Raw genomic sequence first — 22,856 nt, forward strand, 5'->3', positions numbered from 1 at the left:
CTAACGCGGTTCGCTCATCAGGCCTTTGACAATGGAAATACAGCCCACCAGCAGCACGATGGTGAACGGCAACCCCGTCGACACGGCCATGGCCTGCAGCGCCACCAGGCCACCGCCGAGCAGCAGGGCGATGGCGATGACGCCTTCGATACTGGCCCAGAACACGCGCTGCGGTACCGGTGCATTGACCTTGCCGCCAGCAGTGATGGTATCGATCACCAGGGACCCCGAGTCCGACGAGGTGATGAAGAACACCACCACCAGCACGATGCCGATGAACGAGGTGATGCCGGTCAGCGGCATCTCGCCGAGCATGCTGAACAGCTTCAGCTCCAGGCCGGCGTCCTGCGCACCAGTGAAACCATCGACCAGCAGCTGGTTGATGGCAGTGCCACCGAAGGCGGTCATCCACAGCACCGAGACCAGCGACGGTACCAGCAGTACGGCGACGAGGAATTCACGCACGCTGCGACCACGGCTGACGCGGGCGATGAACATGCCCACGAACGGCGACCAGCTGATCCACCAGGCCCAGTAGAAGGCGGTCCAGCCCTGGCTGAAGTTGGCGTCTTCACGGCCTACCGGGTTGGACAGCGCCGGCAGGTACTGCAGGTAGGCACCGAGGTTCTTGAAGAAGTCGGTGAAGATCACCAGGGTCGGCCCGGCGATGATGATGAACAACAGCAGGGCCATGGCCAGGCCCATGTTGATCTCCGACAGGCGCTTGACCCCCTTGTCGAGGCCGGCGACCACCGAGGCCAGGGCGATCAGGGTAATGGCGACGATCAGCAGCACCTTGGTGGTGTCCGTGGCCGGAATGCCAAACAGGTACTCCACACCCGCCGCCGCCTGCTCCGCGCCCAGGCCCAGCGAAGTGACCAGACCGAACAGGGTGGCGAACACCGCGAGAATGTCGACGATGTGTCCCGGCCAGCCCCAGACGCGCTCACCGAGGATCGGGTAGAAGATCGAACGGATCGACAGCGGCAGGCCCTTGTTGAACGAGAACAGCGCCAGTGCCAGCGCGACGATGGCGTAGATCGCCCAGGGGTGCAGGCCCCAGTGGAAGATGGTCGCGGCCATACCCAGGCGCACGGCTTCCTCGGCGTTGCCGGCGGCGCCGCCAAGCGGTGCCCAGTCGGTACGCACGCCGTCCTCACCAACCGTGATCCCGCCCATCGCCGCGCTGTAGTGCGACATGGGTTCGGATACGCCGTAGAACATCAGGCCGATGCCCATACCGGCGGCGAACAGCATGGAGAACCAGCCCATGTAGGTGTAGTCGGGGGTCGCGTCCTTGCCGCCGATGCGCACCTTGCCCAATGGCGAGACGATCAGACCGAGGCACAGCAGGACGAAGATGTTGGCGGCGCCGATGAAGAACCAGGCCATGTGGTGCGTGAGCCAGTCGCGCACACCGCTGAACAGCGGTTCGATCTGGTTCTGCAGGGCCAGGGCGAGGATCACGAAGATCACCGCGACCAGCGCGGAGATGGTGAACACCTTGCCGTGAATGTCGAGGGCGAAGACGAATTGCCCTTTGATGTTGTCCTGACCGATGACGTAATCGGTGTCGATCAGGTTGGCTTCACCGGTCGGTGCCGGGATGCCCTCGTGGGTTTCCGCTACGGGTGGCGGTGTCGTGTCATGCGAAGGGACGTTTCCCATACGTGGCGTGCTCCTTGATGCGTTTGACTCGCTGGACGAGCGTGAACAGGACGGATGCCCTCCTCCAATTAAAGACGACCTGCAAACGGGTCGAACCAAAAAGGGTAACACATGAATTCCGCTCATTCAGACTCACAGACACATGAAAGCCCTGAATAATTCCTCGAAAGGTGGCAATTTGCCCGACACTGCCATTCTCCAGATGCCCATGGCAGGATGCTCGCGAACGCTGCGCAACCCCCGTGGTCAGCTGCACACAGCCTGTGCAAAGGAAGACCCTGCATGCCTGCGGATTTCGGCATCCCCCATCTGTTCGCGTACCTGATCGCCACCATCCACGCCCTGGGCGTACTGGCTGCGATCCACGCCGTGCTGACCGTGCGCACCGCCCAGGGCGCGCTGGCCTGGGGGTTATCGCTATTCTTCATGCCCTACCTGACGCTGCTGCCGTATCTGGTGTTCGGCCGCAGCCGCTTCGATGCCTACGTCAAGGCGCGGCGCCAGGCCGACAAGGAAATGCACCACGCCATGGCCGAGCAGGACTGGCGCCCCTGGGTCGAGGAAGCCAAGGCAGCGCACCTGTCGCCGGTCTACGACCGCCTGCGCGCCCTGCCACGCCTGTCGCATCTACCCGGCCTGACCGGCAACCGCGTCGAACTGCTGGTCGATGGCGAGGCCACCTTCGCGGCGATCTTCGCAGCCCTGGCCAGCGCCCAGCAGGTGATCCTGCTGCAATTTTTCATCATCCGTGACGACCGCCTCGGCCGACGCCTGCACGACGTACTGCTGGAGCGCGCAGCGGCTGGCGTGCGGGTGCACGTGCTGTACGACGGCGTCGGCAGCCATTCGCTGTCCGCCGCCTTCATCGACCGCCTGCGCCGCGGCGGTGTGCAGGTGCATGCTTTCCCCACTCGCTCCGGGCTGTTCAACCGCTTTCAGCTGAATTTCCGTAACCACCGCAAGATCGTCGTGGTCGACGGCGAGATCGGCTTTCTCGGCGGGCTCAACGTCGGCATCGAATACCTCGGGCAGAAACCACCGCTGGCACCCTGGCGCGACACTCACGTCGAAGTACGCGGCCCGGTGGTGGCCAGCCTGCAGGAAGCCTTCGCCGAGGACTGGTACTGGGCCTGCCAGAAGCTGCCGCCGCTGCTGATGCCAAGGAAGCAGGATGAGCCCGGCCTGCTCTGCCAGGTGATCGCCAGCGGTCCGGCCGACCCGCAGGAAACCTGTTCGCTGCTGTTCGTCGAAGCGATTCACGCGGCGCGCGAACGGGTGTGGCTGAGCAGCCCCTACTTCGTGCCCGACGAGGCGCTGTTCGCCGCCCTGCGCCTGGCAGTGATGCGCGGCGTGGACGTGCGTCTGCTGCTGCCGTCGCGCCCTGACCACCGCATCGTCTACGCAGCCTCCAGCCTGTACGCGTTCGAGGCGCTGCGCGCCGGCGTGCGCATCTTCCGTTACCAGCCGGGGTTCCTGCACCAGAAGGCGCTGCTGATCGACCACGACGTCAGCATGCTGGGCAGCGCCAACCTGGATAACCGCTCGTTCCGCCTGAACTTCGAGGTCAGCCTGCTGACCTTCGACGAAGGTTTCAACGCCCAGGTGGCGAACATGCTGGAAGAAGACTTCAGCCGCTCACGCGAACTGGTCAACGCCGACCGGCGCAACCTGCACCGCCTGCAGCAACTCGGCATGCGCGTCGCACGGCTGATCTCGCCGATTCTCTGAGCACTGCGCCGACCTGATGCCTGCAAGACTTTGAACTGGCCCCGAGGCACGGCTATGGTTATCAGGCCAACCGCTGTTAGCTGTCAGCGAGAACCTGCCCGCCATGACCAAGTGCCTTGCCCTGCTGCTCTGCCTGTTCGTCCTGCCCGCTCTGGCGCAGGAGGACATTCACGTCGGTGTCGAACTGCAGCCCTACCAGCCCTACTCGGATGTGGAGAACGGCGAGTACCGCGGCTACGCGCGCGATCTGCTGGACGCTTTCGCCGCCGAGTATGGCTACCGCTTCGTCTACACGCCGTTGCCGGTCAGGCGCCTGCTCGGTGATTTTCTTTCTGGCCGGGTCGACCTCAAGTTCCCCGACCATCCACAATGGAACGCCGACCGGAAAGCCGGCCATCGCATCCACTACAGCGACCCGGCAGCGCCCTACATAGACGGCATTCTGGTCAAGCCGCAGCACCTCGGTCAGGGCCAGCAGCGTATCGAATTGCTCGGCACGCAGAACGGCTTCACGCCCTGGCCCTATCTGCAGGACATTCGTGCCGGAAAAATCCGCCTGATCCAGGCCAACCAGATCGACTCGTTGCTGCGCATGGCAGATAGCGACCGCGTCGACGGGGTCTACCTCAACCCCAAGGTAGTGGCTCACCAACTGGTGCAGATGCGCATGGCCGCCGACAGCCTGGTGTACGACCCAGAGCTGCCGCATGTGGAAGATCACTACTACCTGTCGAGCATCCGTCACCCGCAACTGATCGCGGCGTTCAACCGTTTTCTGCTGGAACGGGCCGAACTGGTGGGAGAAATCCGCCGCCACCACGGGCTATGAATCGACCCGTGGCGCGGCGGCGGATCAGTACTTCCAGCTGACGCTCATGCTGGCATTACGCGGGGCCCCGTAATAGGCCTGAGTCCAGTACAGGCTGCTCAGGTACTTTTCGTCGGTGAGGTTGTTGAGGTTGGCCGACACGCTCCAATTCGGGTCGATATCATAGCTGGCCATCAGGTCGACCACGGCGTACGCCTTCTGCCTGGCATCGGCAGTGCCGATAGAGGTGAAACCGTCGTCGGCAGTCAGCGGCACGGCGATCTTGATATCGTCCTGCCAACGCACTGCGGCACCGACCTTGAGCTTCTCCATGCCCGGGATACGGTAGGTAGCGGCCGTCTTGATCATGTGTTTGGGCGAGTAGGTCACGGCATGCGCGCCGTCGGCATTGGTGATGTCGACGAAGGTGTAACCGGCACTGAGCTGCAGGCCTTCCAGTGGTTCACCGGAGAACTCCAGTTCATAGCCTTCGCTGGTCAGGCCTTCGATGGCGCGGTAGTAGGCGACCGAACCGATCATGCCAGCCTGCTCGGCGAAGTTGTCCTGCTCGGTACGAAACACCGAAAGCGCAACGTTGACCTTGTCGTCGAACAGTTCGCCCTTGATCCCGGCTTCGTAGTTCACCCCTTCCAAGGGTGCCAGACGCGAACCCGTCACGTCGGTCTTGGTCTGCGGGGTGAAGATTTCGGTGTAGCTGGCGTAGACCGAGTACTGCTCGTTGAGGTCATAGACCACCCCGGCATAGGGCACGACCTTGCCACTGTTCTTCGACGACTTGGCCAGACCGTAGTTGGTGCCATCGCTCTTCACATCGATCACCCGAGCACCGGTGATCAGGCTCAAGTCGTCGGTCAGGCTCCAGCGCGCGGCACCATAAACGCTCTTCATTCGGTCGGTGAAATCGCTGCCGGCGCTGCCATTGTCATTACGCGGCTTCGGGTAGTCACCACTCCACTGCTCCAGCGGCGGCAGCATGGTGCCGGTGCTCGAGTCATACCAGGACAAGTCCTCCAACTCGGAGCGCGACCAACTGCCACCCACGGCCGCTTCATGCTGACGACCGGCAAGGCTGAACGGGCCGCTGGCCTGCACATCGACGATCAGCTGTTTGTTCTTCTCGCTGTACTCGGACGGGTAGGAATACAGACCAGCACCGGTCGTGCGATTGGGCGTGCCGTAGACGTAGAACATCGAGCCGTCGCTTTTCTTCTCCACATGGGTGACCACGGTCTTGGCCTGCCAGCCGTTGTCGAAGGTATGTGCAAGCTCGGCGAAGGTGCGGTTTTCCTCGTTGTCCCAGTAAGCCCAATCGGTGGAGGTGCTGGTAGAGCGCGAATAGTGGGTCTTGCCACCATCCTGATAGACCAACGGCAGCGCTCCCCACATCGGCGAATTGGCGTCGCTGGTCTGCAGGGTGTGGCCGAGGGTAAAGACAGTGCGGTCGTCCAGATCGAACTCCAGCACGCCATGGAACATGTTCTTCTCGCGCGAATAGCGATCGAGGTAGGAGTTCTTGTTTTCGTTGGCGTACACCACGCGCCCACGCACGGTGCCGGCATCATTGAGCGCGCCGGATACGTCGGCATCGATACGGCGCTTGTCCCAGGAACCGGCGGTCAGGTCCACCCGAGCCTGTGGTGCCAGTGTTGGCCGCTTGCGCACGAAATTGACGGTCGCCGACGGGTTGCCGGTGCCGGAGATCAGGCCATTGGCGCCGCGAATGACTTCCACACGCTCGTACATGGCGGTATCCAGATCGCCCTCGACGTTGCCATAGACAAAGGGCACGGAGATACCGTCGTACTGGAAGTTGGTGATGTCGAAACCGCGAGCGGTGTAGTAGGTGCGGTCGGTTTCGACTTCCTGCACCTGCACGCCCGGCACGGCCTTGAGCGCGTCGTTGACGCTGGTGAGCTTGAAGTCGCGCAGCTGAGCGCCGCTCAGGGTGGAGATCGACTGCGGCGTCTGTCGTGGGGTCAGGTCGAGCTTGGTCGCAGCGCTACTTGGAGTGGATTTGTAGCTATCGACATCTGCCACCGTACTGCTGCCAACCACGGTCTGGGCATCGAGCTCGAGCTGCTCCTGCTCGGCGGCCAGGGTTTGATTGAAACTGCAGGCGGCCGCAATCGCCACGGCCAGGTGGGGTTTTCTGCTGAACAAGGGATGGTCTCCTGATGCGCTGTCGATAGCCGCTGGCAGTCCCTTCGCAGCCGAGTGCCTCACTGGCAGTACATTCAAACGAATGCAAATGTAAACGCTTATCGATAGAATTCTCGCAACAAAACAACCGCCTCGTCAATGCGAATTATTTACATTAAAACTGAAAGTCATTGCCCGCCCAAGCTGCTGCAGTCCGCGCTCACCCAGCGCGCGCGGCCTTCCATGCTGAAGGGCTGGCGACTATAGGTGCCGCGGGTCTGGATGGTGAACGCCTTATCGCTGGCGAAAAGGATCTCGCCTTCGCCCTGGGATTCGTGACAGACGAAGCTGAATTTCCACAGTGTCGCGCTGCGCTCGAGCGTTTCATAACTGCAGCCTGACTTGGGCGCGTACAAGGGGATGTCCTGGGCCTCGATCTGCTCTGCGGTCAGACACCTCTGCATTCCGCCGGCAACCAGCTTGAAACCCTGTTTGGCGAACCCGGCCTCCGCCCTCTGACGGCTATCGGGTGGCAAACTCTGCAACTGTTCCAACATCTCCCGCGTGCCGGGGACGATCTGACCACCAACCTGCATGCTGTCCGTGCTGACTTCCCAGACGCCAGGCAGCATATCCAGGGCACTGGCCGAAGCCGGCAACAGGCAGAGGGCGAGAGGCAGGGCGAAACGGGGTATGGGGCGCATGACGATGCTCCTGACGGTGGTCCGTAAAGCCTAGTCGCTGCGCACCGGACGAACAAAACCCCCATCGACCTGCGCCGCATGGGGGTTCTCTTCTTTACTTTCCACCAGCACTTGTGGCGCCGGGAGCATGGGTCCGCTCTGGCGAACCTAACCCGCGTCAGGCGCGGGGGAGCTCAGCTCGCAGCTCCAGAGTTCCAACGCCGGCTGGCTCGCTTGTGGCGGGCCGAGCCAGTCGCTCATCGGGCGACAACGCTGGTTGAAACACAGTTGGTAATCCCCGGCTTCGGGCGTACGCCCCACTCGCAGGGGTTGCAAAGGCGGTAGCTGACGCTGGTAGTGCCAGCTGCCATTGCGCAGTTCGGCGCCGTCGGGAATTTCCATTCCGGCGCCGGAACCCTTGACCCGCGCCTCGCCAAGCACCAGGCCCTCGGCGGTGACACGGTAATCCTCTTCCCAGCGAATCTTCTCGATGGTGTGGGTCCAGGCCAGGGTGAAGGCCGGCGTGGGCAACTCTGCCCACACCGCGCCGGCCAACCCCAGGCACAGACCGATCACGCTGTCGCGGCCTCGGCACGGCGGGCGCGCCAGACGTGCTGAGCGATGAAGATAGCGCTGAGTACGAAGCCGATTTCGTCACTGATCGGGGTGGCGAGAATCAGGCTGGCGCCAGCGGCCAGACCCAGAATGCGCTCCCACCAGGTCAACTTGGCCTGCAGGTAGCCGGTGAACACCACGCCCCAGATACCGATGGCCAGCGCGGCCTTGAACAGTACGTAGAAGGTCGCCAACAGGCTATCGCCCTGCAGCATCAACGCCGGCGAGTAGACCGCCATGAAGGGCACGACGAAACCAGCCACCGCGATGCGGATCGCCCACAGGCTGATCTTCAGACCACGCTCCTGGGCGATTGGCGCGGCGGCGAAGCAGGCCAGCGCTACCGGCGGCGTGAGGTCGGCCATGATGCCGAAGTAGAAGACGAACATGTGCGAAACGATCAGCGGCACGCCCAGCTCCAGCAGCGCCGGCGCGGCGATCGAGCTGGTGATGATGTAGTTGGGGATGGTCGGAATACCCATGCCCAGCACCAGGCAGGTCAGCATGGTCAGCACCAGCGACAGGAACAGGTTGTCCTGGCCGATGGCGAGGATGTAGCCAGCGAAGGTGGAGGCCACCCCGGTCAGCGACACCACACCGATGATCACCCCGACCAGGGCACAGGCGATACCGACCGGCACGGCATGACGCGCACCCTCGACCAGCGCGTGCAGGCACAGGGTCAGGGTTTCACGGCCGCCTTTGACGAACCAGCAGACCGCCACCAGCGCCGCAATGACACCGAACATCACGCCGATACCGTACCGGAAGAAGCCGGCGCAGAGCACGCCGAGGGCGATCCAGAAGGCGAAGCGCATGGCCTTGGACGAGAGCTGCAGGATGATCGCCGAGCCAAGGATGACCATGGCGGTCAAGGCCAGGCCGACGGTACCGGAGAACAGCGGGGTACGACCGGAGAACAGCAGGTAGATGAGGATGAACAGCGGGATCAGCAGGAACCAGCGTTCGCGTACGGCCTTCCACGGGTTCGGGCATTCTTCCTTGGGCAAGCCGCGCAGGTTGGCGCGCTTGGCCTCCAGGTGAACCATCCAGAACACCGAGCCGAAGTACAGCAACGCCGGGATCAGCGCGGCCTTGGCCACTTCGAAGAAGGGCACGTTGATGGTCTCGGCCATGATGAAGGCCACGGCGCCCATGATCGGCGGCATGATCTGGCTGCCCATCGACGAGGTTGCCTCGACGCCACCGGCGAAGGCCGAACGGTAGCCGAAACGCTTCATCAGCGGGATGGTGAACTGGCCGGTGGTGACCACGTTGGCCACACCGGAACCGGTGATGGTGCCCATCAGCGCCGAGGACACCACCGACACCTTGGCCGGGCCGCCGACCTTGTGACCGAACAGGCCCATGGCGAAGTCGGTGAACAGCTTGATCATCCCGGCCTGCTCGAGGAAGGCGCCAAACAGGATGAACAGGAAGATATAGGTCGCCGACACGTAAGTCGGCGTGCCGTACAGGCCTTCGGTGCCGAACGACAACTGGTTGACGATCTGGTCGAGGCCGTAACCGCGATGCATCAGCTCGCCCGGCAGGTACTGGCCAAGCATGCCGTAGGCCAGGAACAGCGCGCAGATGATCGGCAGGGCGATGCCCATGACCCGGCGCGCCGCTTCGAACACCAGCGCGATCAGGATCAGGCCGATGATCATGTCGCCGGTGGTCAGGTCGCCCGAGCGCTGGATCAGATCCGCCTCGAAGTACCACTGATAGAAGGCCGTGGCCATGCCGGCCAGGCCCAGCAGCCAGGCCAGCGGCTGCCAGGGACGCTTGGCGCCGAAAGCCGGAATGCTGATGAACACCACCAGCAACAGGAAGCCGACGTGTACCGCACGCAGCACCTGGGTAGATACCGGGTGGAAGGCCGCGGTAACGATCTGGAAGATGGAAAACAGCAGCGCGACGGCGAACAACGCCTTCGGCCAGTCGGACGGGCTAGCGCCCATACCCTGATTCTGCTCACTCATGGAGTGCAAACCTCATGACTACTTCGATACGGAGGCAGAGTCGCCAACAAAACCCACCGTCTGTGAACGCCGGTTTTATTCGCGATTCTGGGGGCTCTGTCCGTTCCGACCCTTGCGCTGCAGGAGCGGATTCAGAGCAAGCAGGCCGCGGCCCATGCCGCGGCCTGAACCGGCATTACAGCGCGCCGGCTTCCTTGTAGAAGCGCTCGGCACCCGGGTGCAGCGGGATCGGCAGGTTCTTGGTAGCGGTTTCCAGCTTGATGTCCTTGGCCGCAGAGTGAGCGGTGCCCAGACGCTCGAGGTTGTCGAACATCAGCTTGGTCATCTGGTAGGCCACTTCGTCGGAAACGCCTTCATGGCTGACCAGGATGTTGGTGATGGCGACGGTGGGTACATCGGCGTCCTGGCCGTCGTAGGTGCCGGCCGGGATGGTGGCAGCCTGGTAGGCAGCGTTGTCGATCTTGGTAGTCACTTCGGCCGGGATGGCGACGAAGCTGATCTTCATGGTCGAAGCCAGGTCACGAATGGCGGCCATGCCCAGGCCCGAGGACTGCAGGGTGGCGTCCAGCTGGCGGTTCTTGATCAGCTCGACCGACTCGGCGTACGGCAGGAACTCGACCTTGCCCATGTCCTCGTAGGTCAGGCCAGCCGCTTTGAAGATGGCGCGAGCGTTGAGCTCGGTACCGGACTTCGGCGCGCCGACGGAGATGCGCTTGCCCTTGAGGTCTTCCAGGGTCTTGATGCCGGATTCGGCGTTGGCAACGATCTGGATGTAGTTCGGGTAGGTACCGGCAATGGCGCGAATCTTCTTCAGCGGCGCCTTGAAGCCAGCGTCTTCGACGCCGTTCCAGGCATCGGCTACCGAGTCGCCCAGGGCGAAAGCCAGCTCGCCACGACCGGCTTGCAGCAGGTTGAGGTTTTCCACCGACGCCTTGGTCGCCTGGACCGAGGTCTTGGAGCCCTCGATGCCGTTGCTGTAGAGCTGCGAAAGGGCCACGCCGATCGGGTAGTACACACCGCTGGTACCACCGGTGAGCACGTTGATGAAGGTCGGGGCGGCAAGCACAGCGGTGCTGGCAGTGATGGCCGCGGCGGCGGCAAACAGGCTGAGTTTCTTGGTCAGTCGCATGGAAGTATCTCCGTCGTTGTTATTGGCTGTATGCAGAGTTTCACTCTAGACGACGCCGCACAGGCGGCGTCGACATTGCGCGATCAGCAGCGCGGGGTGCAGCGTTGGACAAGAGCCGCGGCAGGCACGGCGGGTAGGCGGCCCATGCACGGCAGCGAATGCGGCATGGCGCGAGGGACATGGCAGTTCATGGGCTGACCTCTTGTCGTTGTTATGGTCGCCACGTCGGCAAGATGCTGCGCGGCTGCAACTGTCATAGCAGATGCCGTGCCAGGGGCTGAAAAGCCCGAGATAGAAGGGTTTTATCGATAGACCAATGGGTCACTGAGCGGGAAACCGCTTACACCCGAGTGAGCATAGGCAACAATCCGCTCACCAGGTAGCCGGACGCAAGCCGAGAATGAGGTAATCGCTACCTCCCGGATCGCATCCGGGTTACGGCTGCTCGCCAGACCTTAGGGTGCGCCGTGCGCACCGGCTGGCTCGAGAGCGTGGCATCAGGTGCGCACCGCGCACCCTAGATGCGCCGCGCCTGCCTACTCCTCGCCGCCCGGCAGGTAATCACCGCGTGCCAGACCATGACGCTGCATCTTCTCGTTGAGGGTGCGGCGCGGCAGCTGCAACATGTCCATCACGGCGGCGATGTTGCCCTGGCATTGCAGCAGGGCGTTGTGCAGACATTGCGCTTCGAAGGCCTCCATCTGCTGCGCCAGCGCCTGGCCGGCGAAACGCTCGGCCGGCGCGGGGCAGGAGAGCCCCAGGGCATGGCGCTCGGCAGCGTTGATCAACTCACGCACGTTGCCCGGCCAGTCATGACCGAGCAACCGGGCCAGCTCGCTCGGGGCCAGTGGCGGCGCTTCGCGCCCATGACGCAGCGCCGCCTCGTGGGCGAAATGTTCGAACAGCAGGGGAATGTCCTCGCGGCGCTCGCGCAGCGGCGGAATATGCAGGGTGGCGACGTTCAGGCGATACACCAGGTCCTCGCGGAAACGCCCCGCCTTGACCTCGTCGAGCAGATCCGGCTTGGCCGCACTGATCACCCGCAGATCGACCTGGATGCTCTTGTTCGAGCCGAGGCGCTCCAGGGTCTTTTCCTGCAGCACGCGCAGCAGCTTGACCTGTTGCGCCAGCGGCAGGCTCTCGACCTCGTCGAGAAACAGGGTACCGCCATCGGCATGCTCGATACGGCCAATGCGCCGCGCCTGGGCGCCGGTGAAAGCGCCACTCTCGTGGCCGAACAGCTCGCTTTCGAAGATGGTCTCGGGAATCGCCGCACAGTTCAGCGCCGCGAAGGCCTTGCTGGCACGCGAGCTGAAGTCGTGCAGGCTGCGCGCCACGCGCTCCTTGCCGCTGCCGGTCTCGCCACGGATCAGCACATTGACCGAGGTGCCGGCCAACTCGAGGATCTGCCGACGCAGGTTTTCCATCGACCGCGAAATGCCGATCAGCTGGCTCTCGATACGGCCCTTGTCGGCCACCTGCCGACGCAGCTGACGGTTCTCGCAGACCAGCCGGCGCTTGTCCAGCGCGCGCCGCACGCTGTCGAGCAGACGCTCGGGGGTGAAGGGTTTCTCAATGAAGTCATAAGCGCCCTGACGCAGCGCCTGCACTGCCATGGGCACATCACCATGACCGGTGACGAGGATCACCGGCAGGTCGGTGTCTACCTGCAGCAGCTTGTCGAGCAGTTGCAGGCCATCGCTACCGGGCATGCGCACATCGCTGACGACGATGCCGGGGAAGTCGCGGTCGACCAGAGCCAGCGCTTCGGCCGCGCTGGCGCAGGTACGCACGTCGAAACCGGAAAGCTCCAGCCACTGCTGCACCGCCTCGCGAATCGCCGCTTCGTCGTCGACCACTATGACCTGAGCGCTCATGGCACCTCCTGTTCAAAACGGCGGGCAGTGTAGCCCGACGAATACAATCCGGGGGAACGACCAGTGCACACGGCGCCGTCTGATCGTAGGGTGCGCCATGCGCACCGAGCAAAACTCTGTCGCGGCTACAAACCCTCGCACCGGCATCAAGGCGCCGCCGGCAGCCTCAGGGTGAACACCGCGCCCAGCTCACCATTGTGCGCCTCCAGCATGCCGCCGAGATCGCGCACGATACCGTAGGACACCGCCAACCCGAGCCCCAACCCCTGCCCCACCGGCTTGGTGGTGAAGAAGGGTTCGAATACCCGACCCAGGGTTTCCTCGGCGATGCCGCCGCCACTGTCCTCGACGCTGAGCAGGCAGCCGTCGTCTTCGCGGGCGATGCGCACCAGGAGGATACGCGGCTCCCTGTCGGCCATGGCATCGAGAGCATTGTGCAGCAGGTTGAGAATCACCTGCTCGATGCGGATCGCATCACCCAGCACCTCGGCCTCGTCGTCGATCTGCGTGCGCAGCTCGACCTGCTCGCTGCGCATGCGTGGCGCCAACAGTTGCAGGGCCTGCTCCAGCACGTCACCCAGGCACAGGCGCTCGCTGAGGCCGGCCGGCGTCTTGCGGGCGAAGGTCTTGAGGTGGCCGGTCAACGCGGCCATGCGCTGCAGCAGACCATCGATACGCTGCAGACCGTCGCGCACCGCTTCCGGCCGACCACTATCGAGCAGCAGGCGCAGGCTGCCGAGTTGCATCTGCAGGGCGGTCAAAGGCTGATTGATCTCGTGCGCCAGGGCCGCCGACATCTGCCCCAGCGCGGCCATCTTGGCAGCATGCACCAGGCCATCCTGGGCTTCGCGCAACTCGGCGGTGCGCAGCGCCACCTCACGCTCCAGACGCTCGCGGATACCGGCCTGCAAGCGCTGGTTCTTGCGCCGCTGGGCAAGGAACAGAAACAGGAAGGCAAAGGTCATCCACACGCCGGCAGCGGCCAGGCGATAGCTGCGCACACTGTCTGCCAGGCCGACCGGCTCGCTGAGCAGGTGCAGGGTCCAGCCCTCTTCGGGCATGTGCAGGCGCTGCCAGAGATAATCGCGGTTGCCGTCAGGGCCATCGACGCGCGCCCAGTCCGCATCGGCGTCGATATGCCGATGCACCTGATGCGCCAGCGGCTGCAACGCCTGCTCGGCATAGCGGCGCACTTCCACCAGTTCGGCGCGCGCCTGCTCGTCGAGCGGCTGCAGAGCGCGGAAGCGCCAGATCGGCTTGTTGCTGAGGATCACCACCTGATAGCTGTCGGCGACCATCAGCACCCCGGGCTGGCCGACCCATTCGCGCTGCAGGTCTTCCAACTCCAGCTTGACCACCAGCACGCCGAGCAGCTCGCCCTTGTCGTCGCGCACCACATGAGAGAGGAAGTAGCCGGGAATCCCCGTGGTAACGCCTACCGCGAAGTAGCGCGCGCCGCCATCGCGCAGGGCGTTCTGGAAATAAGGACGAAAGGCGTAGTTATTGCCGACGAAGCTGCTCCAGTCGCGCCAGTTGCTGGCTACCAGGGTTTCACCCCGGGCATCGAGCAGGTACAGCACGGTGGAGCCGGCGGCCGCGTTGAGCCGCTCCAGGCGCTGGTTCAGCGCCTGGCGCAGCTGACGATCATGCGGTGCGCGCAGCAGGCTGCGAATGTCGCTGTCCAGCGCCAGCACCTCGGGTACCGAGCTGAAGCGCTCGACCAGGGTGCGGATCGACTGGGCATAGAGCTGCAGCTGCCCGCGCGCCTCGACGCTGCGCTCGTCCCAGGCGCGCTGCTCGGCGTAGCGGCCACCCAGCCACAGGCTCAGCAGCAGGCCGGCAAGAATCGCCAGGACGGTGAGCAGAACGCGATAACGGGGACGCTGCGGCAAGGGCATGGGCGGCTCGCGGGATCATGACGAGCCGCATGTTACCCCATCAGGTGTAGAGGTCGGCGCGTGTCCACGGCAGATCATGACCGCCGTCATCGCGCGGCTTCACCGCCAGGATCTGATGCAGGTTCATCCAGCCATGCCGGAAGCCATAGGCACAGCCGGCCAGGTACAGGCGCCAGATGCGCAGGGATTTTTCCGGCACCCACTGCGCGGCCTTCTGCAGTTGCCGCTCCAGGCCCTGACTCCACAGCTGCAGGGTGCGCGCATAGTGCAGGCGCAGGCTCTCGACGTCGACGATTTCCAGCCCGGCCTCGCTGATCGCCTTGCTGATGGTCACCAGATGCGGCAGCTCGCCCTGCGGAAACACGTAGCGGTCGATGAACTCGCCGGCGCCACGACCCACCGGGCGTCCGTCGGTGAAGCGCGAGGTGATGCCATGATTCATCACCAGGCCACCGGCCCTGACCGCGCCGAACAGGCGCTGGCAGTACAGCGGCAGATTGGCGTGACCAACGTGTTCGAACATGCCGACGCTGACCACCTTGTCGAAGCGGCCATCCTGCGGCAGGTCGCGGTAGTCCAGCTGCTCCAGGGTCACGCGCCCTTCCAGCCCCTCTTCGGCCACACGCTGCAGCCCCAGCTCCAACTGCGCCTGGCTCAGGGTGATGCCATAGACCTCGACATCGAACTCGCGCGCGGCAAAACGCGCCAGGCCGCCCCAGCCACAGCCGACGTCGAGCAGCCTGTCGCCCGGCTGCAGGCGCAGCTTGCGGCACAGGTGGCGCAGCTTGGCCTGCTGGGCCTGATCGAGGTCTTCCTGGCCGCTTTCGAAGTAGGCGCAGGAGTAGACCATGTTGCGGTCCAGCCACAGCCGGTAGAACTCGTTGGACAGGTCGTAGTGGTAGCTGATGGCCTCGGCGTCGCTGCGCTTGTCATGGGCAAGGTACTGCTGCGCAGGTGCGGATTCGTCACCGAGCAGCGCCGTGCTCAGCGCATCGCCAACCTCGATGGCGGCTTCGATGGGACCTTCCAGATCGACCCGCCCTTCGACATAGGCCGCGCCCAGTGCATCCAGGCTCGGGTGAGCCAGTTGCGTGACCAGCGCAGGATCCTTCACGACCAGCGTCACCTGGGGTTTGGGGCCCAGATCGATCTGTTTGCCGTCCCACAATTTCACCCGCAACGGCAATTGCAGATCACGAAATGCGGCGGTCAATTGCGCAAGCATGGTCATCTCTCCTGGCCAGGAGTCTGTCTTGCAGAGATTAACCCAGATGACCTTTGCAGCCTTCCAGCGGTTCGATCCTGGCGACCAGCGGTGCAGGTGATCGAAGCGACTGGCGCAGGACGCGCCTCAGGTCGCTGGCATATCGCGCAGCAATGCCTAAGCCGGCAGCGGCTGAACGCTATCGACCCGCTGCAGCAGGCCGTCAGCCAGCCACTGGCGCAACCAGCTCACCGCTTGAACCGGTGCCTGTTCGCCCAGATGCGCCAGCTCGCCGCACAACTCGGCAAAGCACCAACCCTGCACGGCCATACCCTGCAAGGCTGCCGCTTCATCGACGGCCAGACTGCGATAGCGGGTAATCAGTTGGTCGCGCCAGATCACGCAGGTCTGCGCCTCGGCCAATAGCTGGCTGCCGGGGAACTCGCCCTGCTCCTTGCACGCTCGCCAGATCTCCAGGCTGTTATGCCGGCATTCGAGCCACTGCACGCAGGGCAGCAGGCGGACCTGCAAGGTCGGCCACGCCTCGGCGGGCAGTTCGGCCATCTGCGTCAGGCTCAGGGGCTGGCCCTCGGGCGCATCGAAGGCCAGGGTAAAGGCCCATTCCAGCTGCGCCAGTTCGCTGAGCGGCGCGGCTTGCGCGGGTATCAGGTAGCCGTCGATGAACGCCGCCAGCCGTGCGCCGAGCCAGCGCAGGCTGAAGTGCTGCGAGGGGTGCGCGTCGAGATAAGCCAGGGCCAGGGCATCGAACTCGTCGTCACCAAGCCAGCCATGCAGCGCCGGGTAGTCACCACGCAAGGCTTCCAGCAGGCGCGCACGGTAAGCGTTGTGATAGATCGCCAGACCCTGTTCGGCACTCAGCGCCGCGCTGCCCAACAGGCTGGCCTGCAAGGCCGGGTTGGGCTCGGCATCGGGGCTGAGCAAATAGGCCTGGACCTGCGCCTGCCAGTCACTCAGGCGCATTGCGGCGTGCCTTGCAATGCTTGAGCGGCGAACCGGCGCGCGGTATTCAGCTCGTCGAGCAGCACGTCCAGATCGGGAAAATGATCGTCGCGCTCCAGCAGCGTGGACACCGGGCCGAGGTGTTGCAGCGTGCGTTGATAGAGCTGCCAGACCGGGTCGCTGACCGGCTGATCATGGGTGTCGATCAGGTAGCTGCCGTAATCACTGTGGCCGGCCAGGTGCAACTGACGGATGCGCGACCTGGGCAGGCTGCTGATAAAGGTCCAGGCGTCGAAACCATGGTTGCGCGCGCTGACGTAGACATTGTTGACGTCCAGCAACAGCTCACAGCCACTCAACTCGCTGAGCGCGGCGAGAAACTGCCATTCGCTGAATTGATCATCGGCGCAGCGCAGGTAGCTGGAGACGTTTTCCAGCACCAGCGGCCGCTCGATCACGTCCTGCACCTGGCGCACCCGCGCGGCCACATGCTGCAGGCTCTCCTCGGTGTAGGGCAGCGGCAGCAGGTCATGCAGCTGGTGGGCATTGCCCCGGCTCCAGCACAGATGATCGGAGATCCACGCCGGCTGCACGCGCGCAGCCAGTTGCTTGAGCTGGCGCAGGTAGTCGCGGTCCAGTTCGTGCGGGCCGCCAATCGACAGCGACACGCCATGCATCACCAGCGGGTACCGCTCGCCGATGGCATCGAGAAAGTAGAGGGCCTTGCCGCCCGCTACCAGGTAATTTTCCGAGACGATCTCGAACCAGTCGATCGCCGGCTGTTGCTCGAGAATGGCTTGGTAGTAGGTGCTGCGCAGGCCCAGGCCGAAACCCAGATTGCCGCGTTGAGCATTCATCGCTGGCTCCTCGCTCGGTGATGCGGGGCAACCGCAGCGCGGCCGCCCCGGCTCACTTACTCGCCGACAGTACCGCCTGCGGCATTGCACTCAGCGAGTGTCATCGACTTGAAGCCGTGACCTTTGCAAGCACCCTGACCTTTGCAGCTGTTTTCGGCGGTCTTGCAGTCGTTCTGGCCTTTGCAGGACGTGACGCCGTAGCAATGTACCTTGGCTTCTTCAGCCACTGCTACGGTGCTGGAGAGACCTGCGAACAGGCTGGCAGCAGCGAAGGCGATGGCGGCACCAGTAGCAGCGGTGGATTTCATGCTCATGTGCGTATCCTCGGATGATCTGGGTTAGCCGGGCGAAGGTGTTTTGCGTGCCGGCACTGAACTAGAGCGACGAGGCGAACTGGCGTTACAGCAGCGCTGAAAAAACTTTCGCGACTCAGCGCCGACGCAGCAGCAGAACGAAGAACACCCCACCGATGGCGGCGGTGACGATGCCGATGGGCAGGTCCTGCGGCGCCAGCCAGGTGCGCGCGGCGACATCGACCCAGATCAGCAACAGCGCCCCCAGCAGCGCCGCCACCGGCAACACGCGACGGTGCTCGGCGCCGACCAGAAAGCGCGCCACGTGCGGCAGCATCAGGCCGACGAAACCGATGGCGCCGGACAGCGACACCAACACCCCGGTGAGCAGCGAGGCCACCACGAACACCAGCAGGCGCACCCGGCGTGGCTCCAGACCCAGGCTCACCGCACTCTGCTCGCCAGCCATCAGCGCGTTCAGCGCGCGGCCCAGGCCCAGCAGCACGAGCAACGCCAGCAGCAGGCACATGGCCGGCAGCCAGAGCAGCTCCCAGCGCGCCAACCCCAGGCCGCCAAGCATCCAGAACAGTACCGAGCTGGCCGCGTGCGGGTTGCCCAGGTACAGCAGCAGGTTGCTCGCCGCCATCATCACGAAGGACACCGCCACTCCGGCCAGCAGCAGCCGATCACTCTCCAGCCGCCCGCCACGACTGGCGATGGCCAGCACCAGCAGCATGCTCGCCAGCGCACCGGCGAAGGCCGCCAGCGGCAGGCTGAGCAGGCCGGCGAATTCGCCCAGGTAGAGCACCACGAGCACCGCGCCGAAGGCTGCGCCGGAACTGACCCCGAGCAGGTGCGGATCGGCCAACGGGTTGCGCGTCACCGCCTGCAGCGCCGTGCCGACCAGCGCCAGCCCGGCGCCCACCAGCGCGCCAAGCAGCACCCGAGGCGCGCGCAGTTGCCAGACGATGCTGTCCTGGCCGACGCTCACCGCCGCATCGGGCACGCGACCGAACAGATGCTGGCCAAGGATCGCCAGCACGCGCTCGAGCGGCACCTGCGCCGCACCGAAAGCCAGCGAGACGGCGCAGGACAGCGCCAGCAGCACGCTCAACCCGAGCAGCAACAGACGAAATCGACTCACCGGGCAAAGACCTCAGGGTGCAGCGCCGCCGCCAGCGTCTCGATGGCCATCGCGTTGTCCAGGCTCGGCGTGACGGCCAGGTACGACAGCACCACGAAACGCTGCTCGCGGATCGCCGTCACGCCCTGCAATGCCGGATGTTGCAGGAGGAAGTCACGCTTCTGCGCCGCCGTACGCTCACCGTAATCGACGATCAGGATCAGTTCCGGGTCCTGCTCGACCACCGACTCCCAGCCGACCTTCATCCAGTTGGCCGCCACCCCATCCATCACATTGCGCCCACCGGCCGCCTCGATCAGCGGCTGCGGCATGCCCAGACGTCCGGCGCTGAAGGGCACGTCTTCGCCACTGTCGTAGACGAATACGCGCGGCCGCGTCGGCTGCTCACCGAGCTGCGTACTGACGGCGGCCACGCGCGCCTGCATCCCTTGCACCAGTGCTTCGGCGCGATCCTCGACGGCGAAGATGCGGCCCAGGTTGCGCAGGTCGTTGTACAGATCATCGAGACTGGCGACGCGATCCGGCATGACATGCGCACAGGACTCGCTCAGCTCGTACACCGAAATGCCGAAGCGCTCCAGGCTGGCCGGGGTGACTTCGCCGCCGATGCGCATGCCGTAGTTCCAGCCGGCGAAAACGAAATCGGCGCCCACGCCCAGCAGGTTCTCCAGCGAGGGATAACGCGCGGCCAGTTCGGGCAGATCATCCAGATCGGCTTGCAGCTCCGGCGTCGGCGTCTTCCAGCCACTGACACCGCTGTAGCCGACCATGCGTTCCTTCAGGCCCAGGGCCAGGAGCATGGCGGTCAGGGTGATGTCGTGGCTGACCGCACGCTGGGGCGGCTGCTCGATGGTCAGTTGACGGTCGCAGCTGGTGACGGTGACGGCCCAGGCGGGGCTGGCCAACAGCAACGCCGAAAGCGCGAGCGTGGGTAGGAGCGGCTTCAGCCGCGAATGACACAAACTCATCAGACTATCCAGGTAATACGCGGATGACCCGCCAGTGGATGGGTATCGACCAGCGCCCGCACGCCGAACACCTGCTGCAATAGCTCGGCGGTGAGCACCTCGGCAGGCGTACCGATGGCCACCAGACGGCCGTGATCCAGCACGCAGAGACGGTCGCAGAAGGCTGCGGCCAGGTTGAGGTCGTGGAAGCTGGCCAGCGTCGCCAGGCCCAGCGCCTTGATCTGGCCGAGCAGTTCGAGTTGATAACGCGGATCGAGGTGGTTGGTCGGCTCATCGAGGATCAACAGTTGCGGCTGTTGCACCAGGGCGCGGGCCAGTAGCGCGCGCTGCTTCTCACCGCCGGACAGCTGGGCGAAAGGCTGCCGCGCCAGCGCAGCGAGGCCGACCCGCGCCAGTGCCTCGCTGACCAGGCGCTGGTCGTCGGCATCGTCGCCATCGAACAGGCCCTTGTGCGGCGTGCGGCCCATGGCCGCCACCTCATGCACGCGCAGGCCGAAGTCCTGCGGAAACTCCTGCAGCACCACCGCCACCCGCTGCGCGCTCCAGCGCGGCGAGCGCTGCCACAGCGCCTCGCCGTCCAGCTCGACGCAGCCGGCGCTGGGCCGCTGGAAGCGGTAGGCGCAACGCAGCAGGCTGGTCTTGCCACTGCCGTTGGGGCCGATCAGCCCCAGCAACTCGCCGTCGCCAACGTCCAGGTCGATGCCGTCGAGCAGCGGACGCTGCCCATCAGGCGACCAGGCCACCTCGCGGAGGCGCAGGCGACCCATCAGAAGTTGTAATCCGCAGTGACGAAGAACGAGCGCGGCGCCCCCAGGTACCACTGCTCGCCGTCACTGCTGGCGCTGGTGGCGTACTGGCGGTCGAACAGGTTGTTCAGCTCCAGGCCCAGGCGTACGTCCGGCAATGCCTGCCAGCCGATAGTGGCGTCGACCACTGTATAGCCGGGCACCTTGGCGGTATTGGCGGTATCGGCGTAACGCGCATCGACATAACGCGCGCCGATGCCAGCGTCCACCCCGCCGCCATGCGCCTTGTTCAGCCACAGGTTGGCAGTGCGCTTGGGCACGTTGGTCGGGCGATTGCCGCTGCGCTCGCCACCGCCTTCGACGAAGTCGTCGTACTCGGCACGTACGAACGCGGCGTTGGCCGACACCTGCCAGCCCTGACCCAGCGCCAGGTCCAGCGTGGCTTCCAGACCATCGGAAGACTGCTGGCCAATCTGTTCGGTGGGCGAGGTCGGGGTTTCGCGGCTGAGCAGCTTCTTCTTGACGATGTGGTAGGCGGCCAGCGTCCACTCGCCCTGGCCATTCCAGAACATCTGCTTGAGGCCGATTTCGCTCTGCCTGGCTTTGCTCAGGTCGAACTGCTGCTGGCTCGGGCTGAGGGTCAGCAGGTTGTTCACCCCTTCGGTGCTGGTGGCGTACTGGCCGTACAGCGACAGATCGGGCGTCAGCGCGAAGACCAGGCCGGCGCGCCAGTTGCCGCCACTCAGGCTGCGGTCGACGCGGCTATCGCTCAGCAGATCGTCGCGCTGGATATGCACCTGGTCACGACGCACGCCGGTGACCAGCGACAGGCGCTCGCTGAGCTGGGTACGGTTCTCGGCGAACAGCGAGAACTGCCGGGCCAGGTTGCGCTCGCGCGGCCCGTAACCGCGCGGGTCGGTGCTCTGGTACTGACCGCCACCGGAGCCGGCCAGTGGCACGCTGTCGCTGAAACTGCTGGCAAAGTCGTGCTGACGGGCGAAGTGGATGCGGTTGTAATCCACACCGACCAGGGTGCGACTGTCGAGGCCGAACAGGGCGTGGTCGAGGGTGAAGGTCTGGCGGTCGCCGACCTGCTCCTGGGTGTGCTTGATCGCGTAGAACTCGCTGCGCTCGACCCTATCGCCCGGCTGCCAGCGGTAGGCTTCAGCATTGCGCCAGTAGCGCTGGGTCTTGATGTAGTAGAGCTGGTTGCTGGCACTCAGTGCATCGTTGATGTGCCAGTCGGTGGTCAGGCGGGTGATCTGGTCGTTGTAGCGAATGTCGGCATTGGCGACGTTGTAGTTGCGCTCGCGGATGCTCTCGCGGTACTTGCCAGCCACCAGCGGGGTGCCGAAGTAGCGCTCGGGACGCTGGTCACCGTGATCGTGAGACAGGGTGAAGCTCAGGTCATCACTGGCGTCCCAGCGCAGGGCGGCGCTGAGCGCAACGCTGTCAGAATCACCCCGGTCGACCCAGCCATTGCTGGCCTGTTGGTTGACGTTGAAGCGATAGCTCAACGAATCGCTCAGCGAGCCACCGCTGTCCAGCGCGGCCTGACGGCGGTCGTCGCTGCCGTAGCCGAGGCGCAGCTGGTTGCGAATCTCGCCCGCGAAGGGCTTCTTCGGCACCAGGTTGATCACCGCGCCCGTGGCCCCTTCGCCATAGAGCACCGACGCCGGGCCACGCAGCACGTCGATGCGCTGCACCGACCAGGTGTCCACCGGGAAGGTCACCGTACCCGCGCCGATGTACTGGCGAGTGCCGTCGTACAGTTGCATGGTCGAGGAATGGCCGCTGAAACCACGCGCCGACAGCGCCGTACCGCCATTACCCGGCGTGCCGATGCTGCTGATGCCCGGCGTGCGGGTCACGGCATCCTGCACGCTGCGGTTGTTGCGCTCGCGTACTTCGGCGCCGCTCAGGCTGGTGGTGCTGGCCGGCGTTTCCATCGCCGACAGGTCGAGGCGTGAGCCGGACGTGGTCGGCGTATGCAGGGTGGTCTCGCCCTCCTCCGCGGCTTGCGCCTGGACGGTGACAGCGGGGAGATCGACAGCGGACTCGTCGGCCAGGGCGGTACCGCCAGCCAAGACCAGCAATGGCAGGGAACAGAAGCGCAAGAGGTGTAGCACGTGA

General features: G+C 64.7%; 18 protein-coding genes. 2 read left to right on the plus strand and 16 right to left on the minus strand.

Translation table 11 applies throughout. From position 1 onward, the window contains the following. On the minus strand, positions 1-1,668 hold the full coding sequence (locus ACN0X6_RS06615) for a BCCT family transporter (RefSeq protein WP_196447247.1): 1,668 nt from the start codon (positions 1,666-1,668) through the stop codon (positions 1-3). 282 nt (positions 1,669-1,950) lie between these two features. Here ACN0X6_RS06615 and cls point away from each other — a divergent pair, with 282 nt between their 5' ends. Together cls and ACN0X6_RS06625 are read left to right on the plus strand one after the other, a co-directional pair. Continuing rightward, the gene (cls, locus tag ACN0X6_RS06620) at positions 1,951-3,396 is read left to right on the plus strand and encodes a cardiolipin synthase (RefSeq protein WP_417702833.1); all 1,446 of its coding nucleotides are present in this window, start codon (positions 1,951-1,953) and stop codon (positions 3,394-3,396) included. A gap of 103 nt (positions 3,397-3,499) precedes the next feature. Continuing rightward, positions 3,500-4,225, plus strand: a complete 726-nt coding sequence (locus ACN0X6_RS06625; protein WP_417702834.1) for a substrate-binding periplasmic protein — start codon at positions 3,500-3,502, stop codon at positions 4,223-4,225. 24 nt (positions 4,226-4,249) lie between these two features. On the opposite strand, the gene ACN0X6_RS06630 is transcribed toward ACN0X6_RS06625, so the two are convergent. The 15 genes from ACN0X6_RS06630 to ACN0X6_RS06700 all read right to left on the minus strand — a co-directional run bounded on the left by ACN0X6_RS06630 (position 4,250) and on the right by ACN0X6_RS06700 (position 22,852). After that, entirely contained in the window at positions 4,250-6,385 is a 2,136-nt protein-coding gene (locus ACN0X6_RS06630) for a TonB-dependent siderophore receptor (protein WP_417702835.1), read from the minus strand. Positions 6,386-6,552: 167 nt separating this feature from the next. Continuing rightward, on the minus strand, positions 6,553-7,068 hold the full coding sequence (locus ACN0X6_RS06635; RefSeq protein WP_417702836.1) for a DUF3617 domain-containing protein: 516 nt from the start codon (positions 7,066-7,068) through the stop codon (positions 6,553-6,555). A 147-nt stretch (positions 7,069-7,215) separates the two neighbouring features. Then, complete coding sequence (locus ACN0X6_RS06640; protein WP_160018747.1) at positions 7,216-7,623, minus strand: DUF1850 domain-containing protein; 408 nt, start codon at positions 7,621-7,623, stop codon at positions 7,216-7,218. Then, positions 7,620-9,647, minus strand: coding sequence for a TRAP transporter permease (locus tag ACN0X6_RS06645; RefSeq protein ID WP_417702837.1), 2,028 nt, complete (start codon positions 9,645-9,647; stop codon positions 7,620-7,622). Before ACN0X6_RS06645 ends, ACN0X6_RS06640 begins: the two co-directional genes overlap by 4 nt. 175 nt (positions 9,648-9,822) lie before the next feature. Then, entirely contained in the window at positions 9,823-10,776 is a 954-nt protein-coding gene (locus ACN0X6_RS06650) for a TAXI family TRAP transporter solute-binding subunit (RefSeq protein WP_417702838.1), read from the minus strand. A 536-nt stretch (positions 10,777-11,312) separates the two neighbouring features. After that, on the minus strand, positions 11,313-12,653 hold the full coding sequence (locus ACN0X6_RS06655) for a sigma-54-dependent transcriptional regulator (protein ID WP_417702839.1): 1,341 nt from the start codon (positions 12,651-12,653) through the stop codon (positions 11,313-11,315). 146 nt (positions 12,654-12,799) lie between these two features. Then, positions 12,800-14,551 carry a sensor histidine kinase gene (locus ACN0X6_RS06660; protein ID WP_417702840.1) on the minus strand — a complete coding sequence of 584 codons (1,752 nt, stop codon included), beginning with the start codon at positions 14,549-14,551 and terminating at the stop codon, positions 12,800-12,802. A 40-nt stretch (positions 14,552-14,591) separates the two neighbouring features. Then, positions 14,592-15,776 carry a C17 cyclopropane fatty acid synthase CfaB gene (gene cfaB, locus ACN0X6_RS06665; RefSeq protein WP_417702841.1) on the minus strand — a complete coding sequence of 395 codons (1,185 nt, stop codon included), beginning with the start codon at positions 15,774-15,776 and terminating at the stop codon, positions 14,592-14,594. A 156-nt stretch (positions 15,777-15,932) separates the two neighbouring features. After that, positions 15,933-16,736, minus strand: a complete 804-nt coding sequence (locus ACN0X6_RS06670) for a DNA-binding domain-containing protein (RefSeq protein ID WP_417702842.1) — start codon at positions 16,734-16,736, stop codon at positions 15,933-15,935. Further along, entirely contained in the window at positions 16,727-17,572 is an 846-nt protein-coding gene (locus tag ACN0X6_RS06675; protein WP_192984298.1) for a DUF692 domain-containing protein, read from the minus strand. The genes ACN0X6_RS06670 and ACN0X6_RS06675 overlap by 10 nt, the downstream gene beginning before the upstream one ends. 56 nt (positions 17,573-17,628) lie before the next feature. Continuing rightward, the gene (locus ACN0X6_RS06680; protein ID WP_160018739.1) at positions 17,629-17,886 is read right to left on the minus strand and encodes a hypothetical protein; all 258 of its coding nucleotides are present in this window, start codon (positions 17,884-17,886) and stop codon (positions 17,629-17,631) included. A gap of 115 nt (positions 17,887-18,001) precedes the next feature. Further along, a complete protein-coding gene (locus tag ACN0X6_RS06685; RefSeq protein WP_417702843.1) occupies positions 18,002-19,009 on the minus strand; it encodes a FecCD family ABC transporter permease in 1,008 nt (335 codons plus the stop codon). Continuing rightward, positions 19,006-19,977, minus strand: a complete 972-nt coding sequence (locus tag ACN0X6_RS06690) for an ABC transporter substrate-binding protein (RefSeq protein WP_417702844.1) — start codon at positions 19,975-19,977, stop codon at positions 19,006-19,008. The genes ACN0X6_RS06685 and ACN0X6_RS06690 overlap by 4 nt, the downstream gene beginning before the upstream one ends. Then, entirely contained in the window at positions 19,977-20,744 is a 768-nt protein-coding gene (locus ACN0X6_RS06695) for an ABC transporter ATP-binding protein (protein ID WP_417702845.1), read from the minus strand. Before ACN0X6_RS06695 ends, ACN0X6_RS06690 begins: the two co-directional genes overlap by 1 nt. Beyond that, positions 20,744-22,852: a TonB-dependent receptor gene (locus tag ACN0X6_RS06700; protein WP_417702846.1), complete on the minus strand. Its 2,109-nt coding sequence runs from the start codon at positions 22,850-22,852 to the stop codon at positions 20,744-20,746. Before ACN0X6_RS06700 ends, ACN0X6_RS06695 begins: the two co-directional genes overlap by 1 nt. Positions 22,853-22,856 lie beyond the last annotated feature (4 nt).

Source organism: Pseudomonas sp., assembly GCF_048269965.1.
GTDB lineage: Bacteria > Pseudomonadota > Gammaproteobacteria > Pseudomonadales > Pseudomonadaceae > Aquipseudomonas.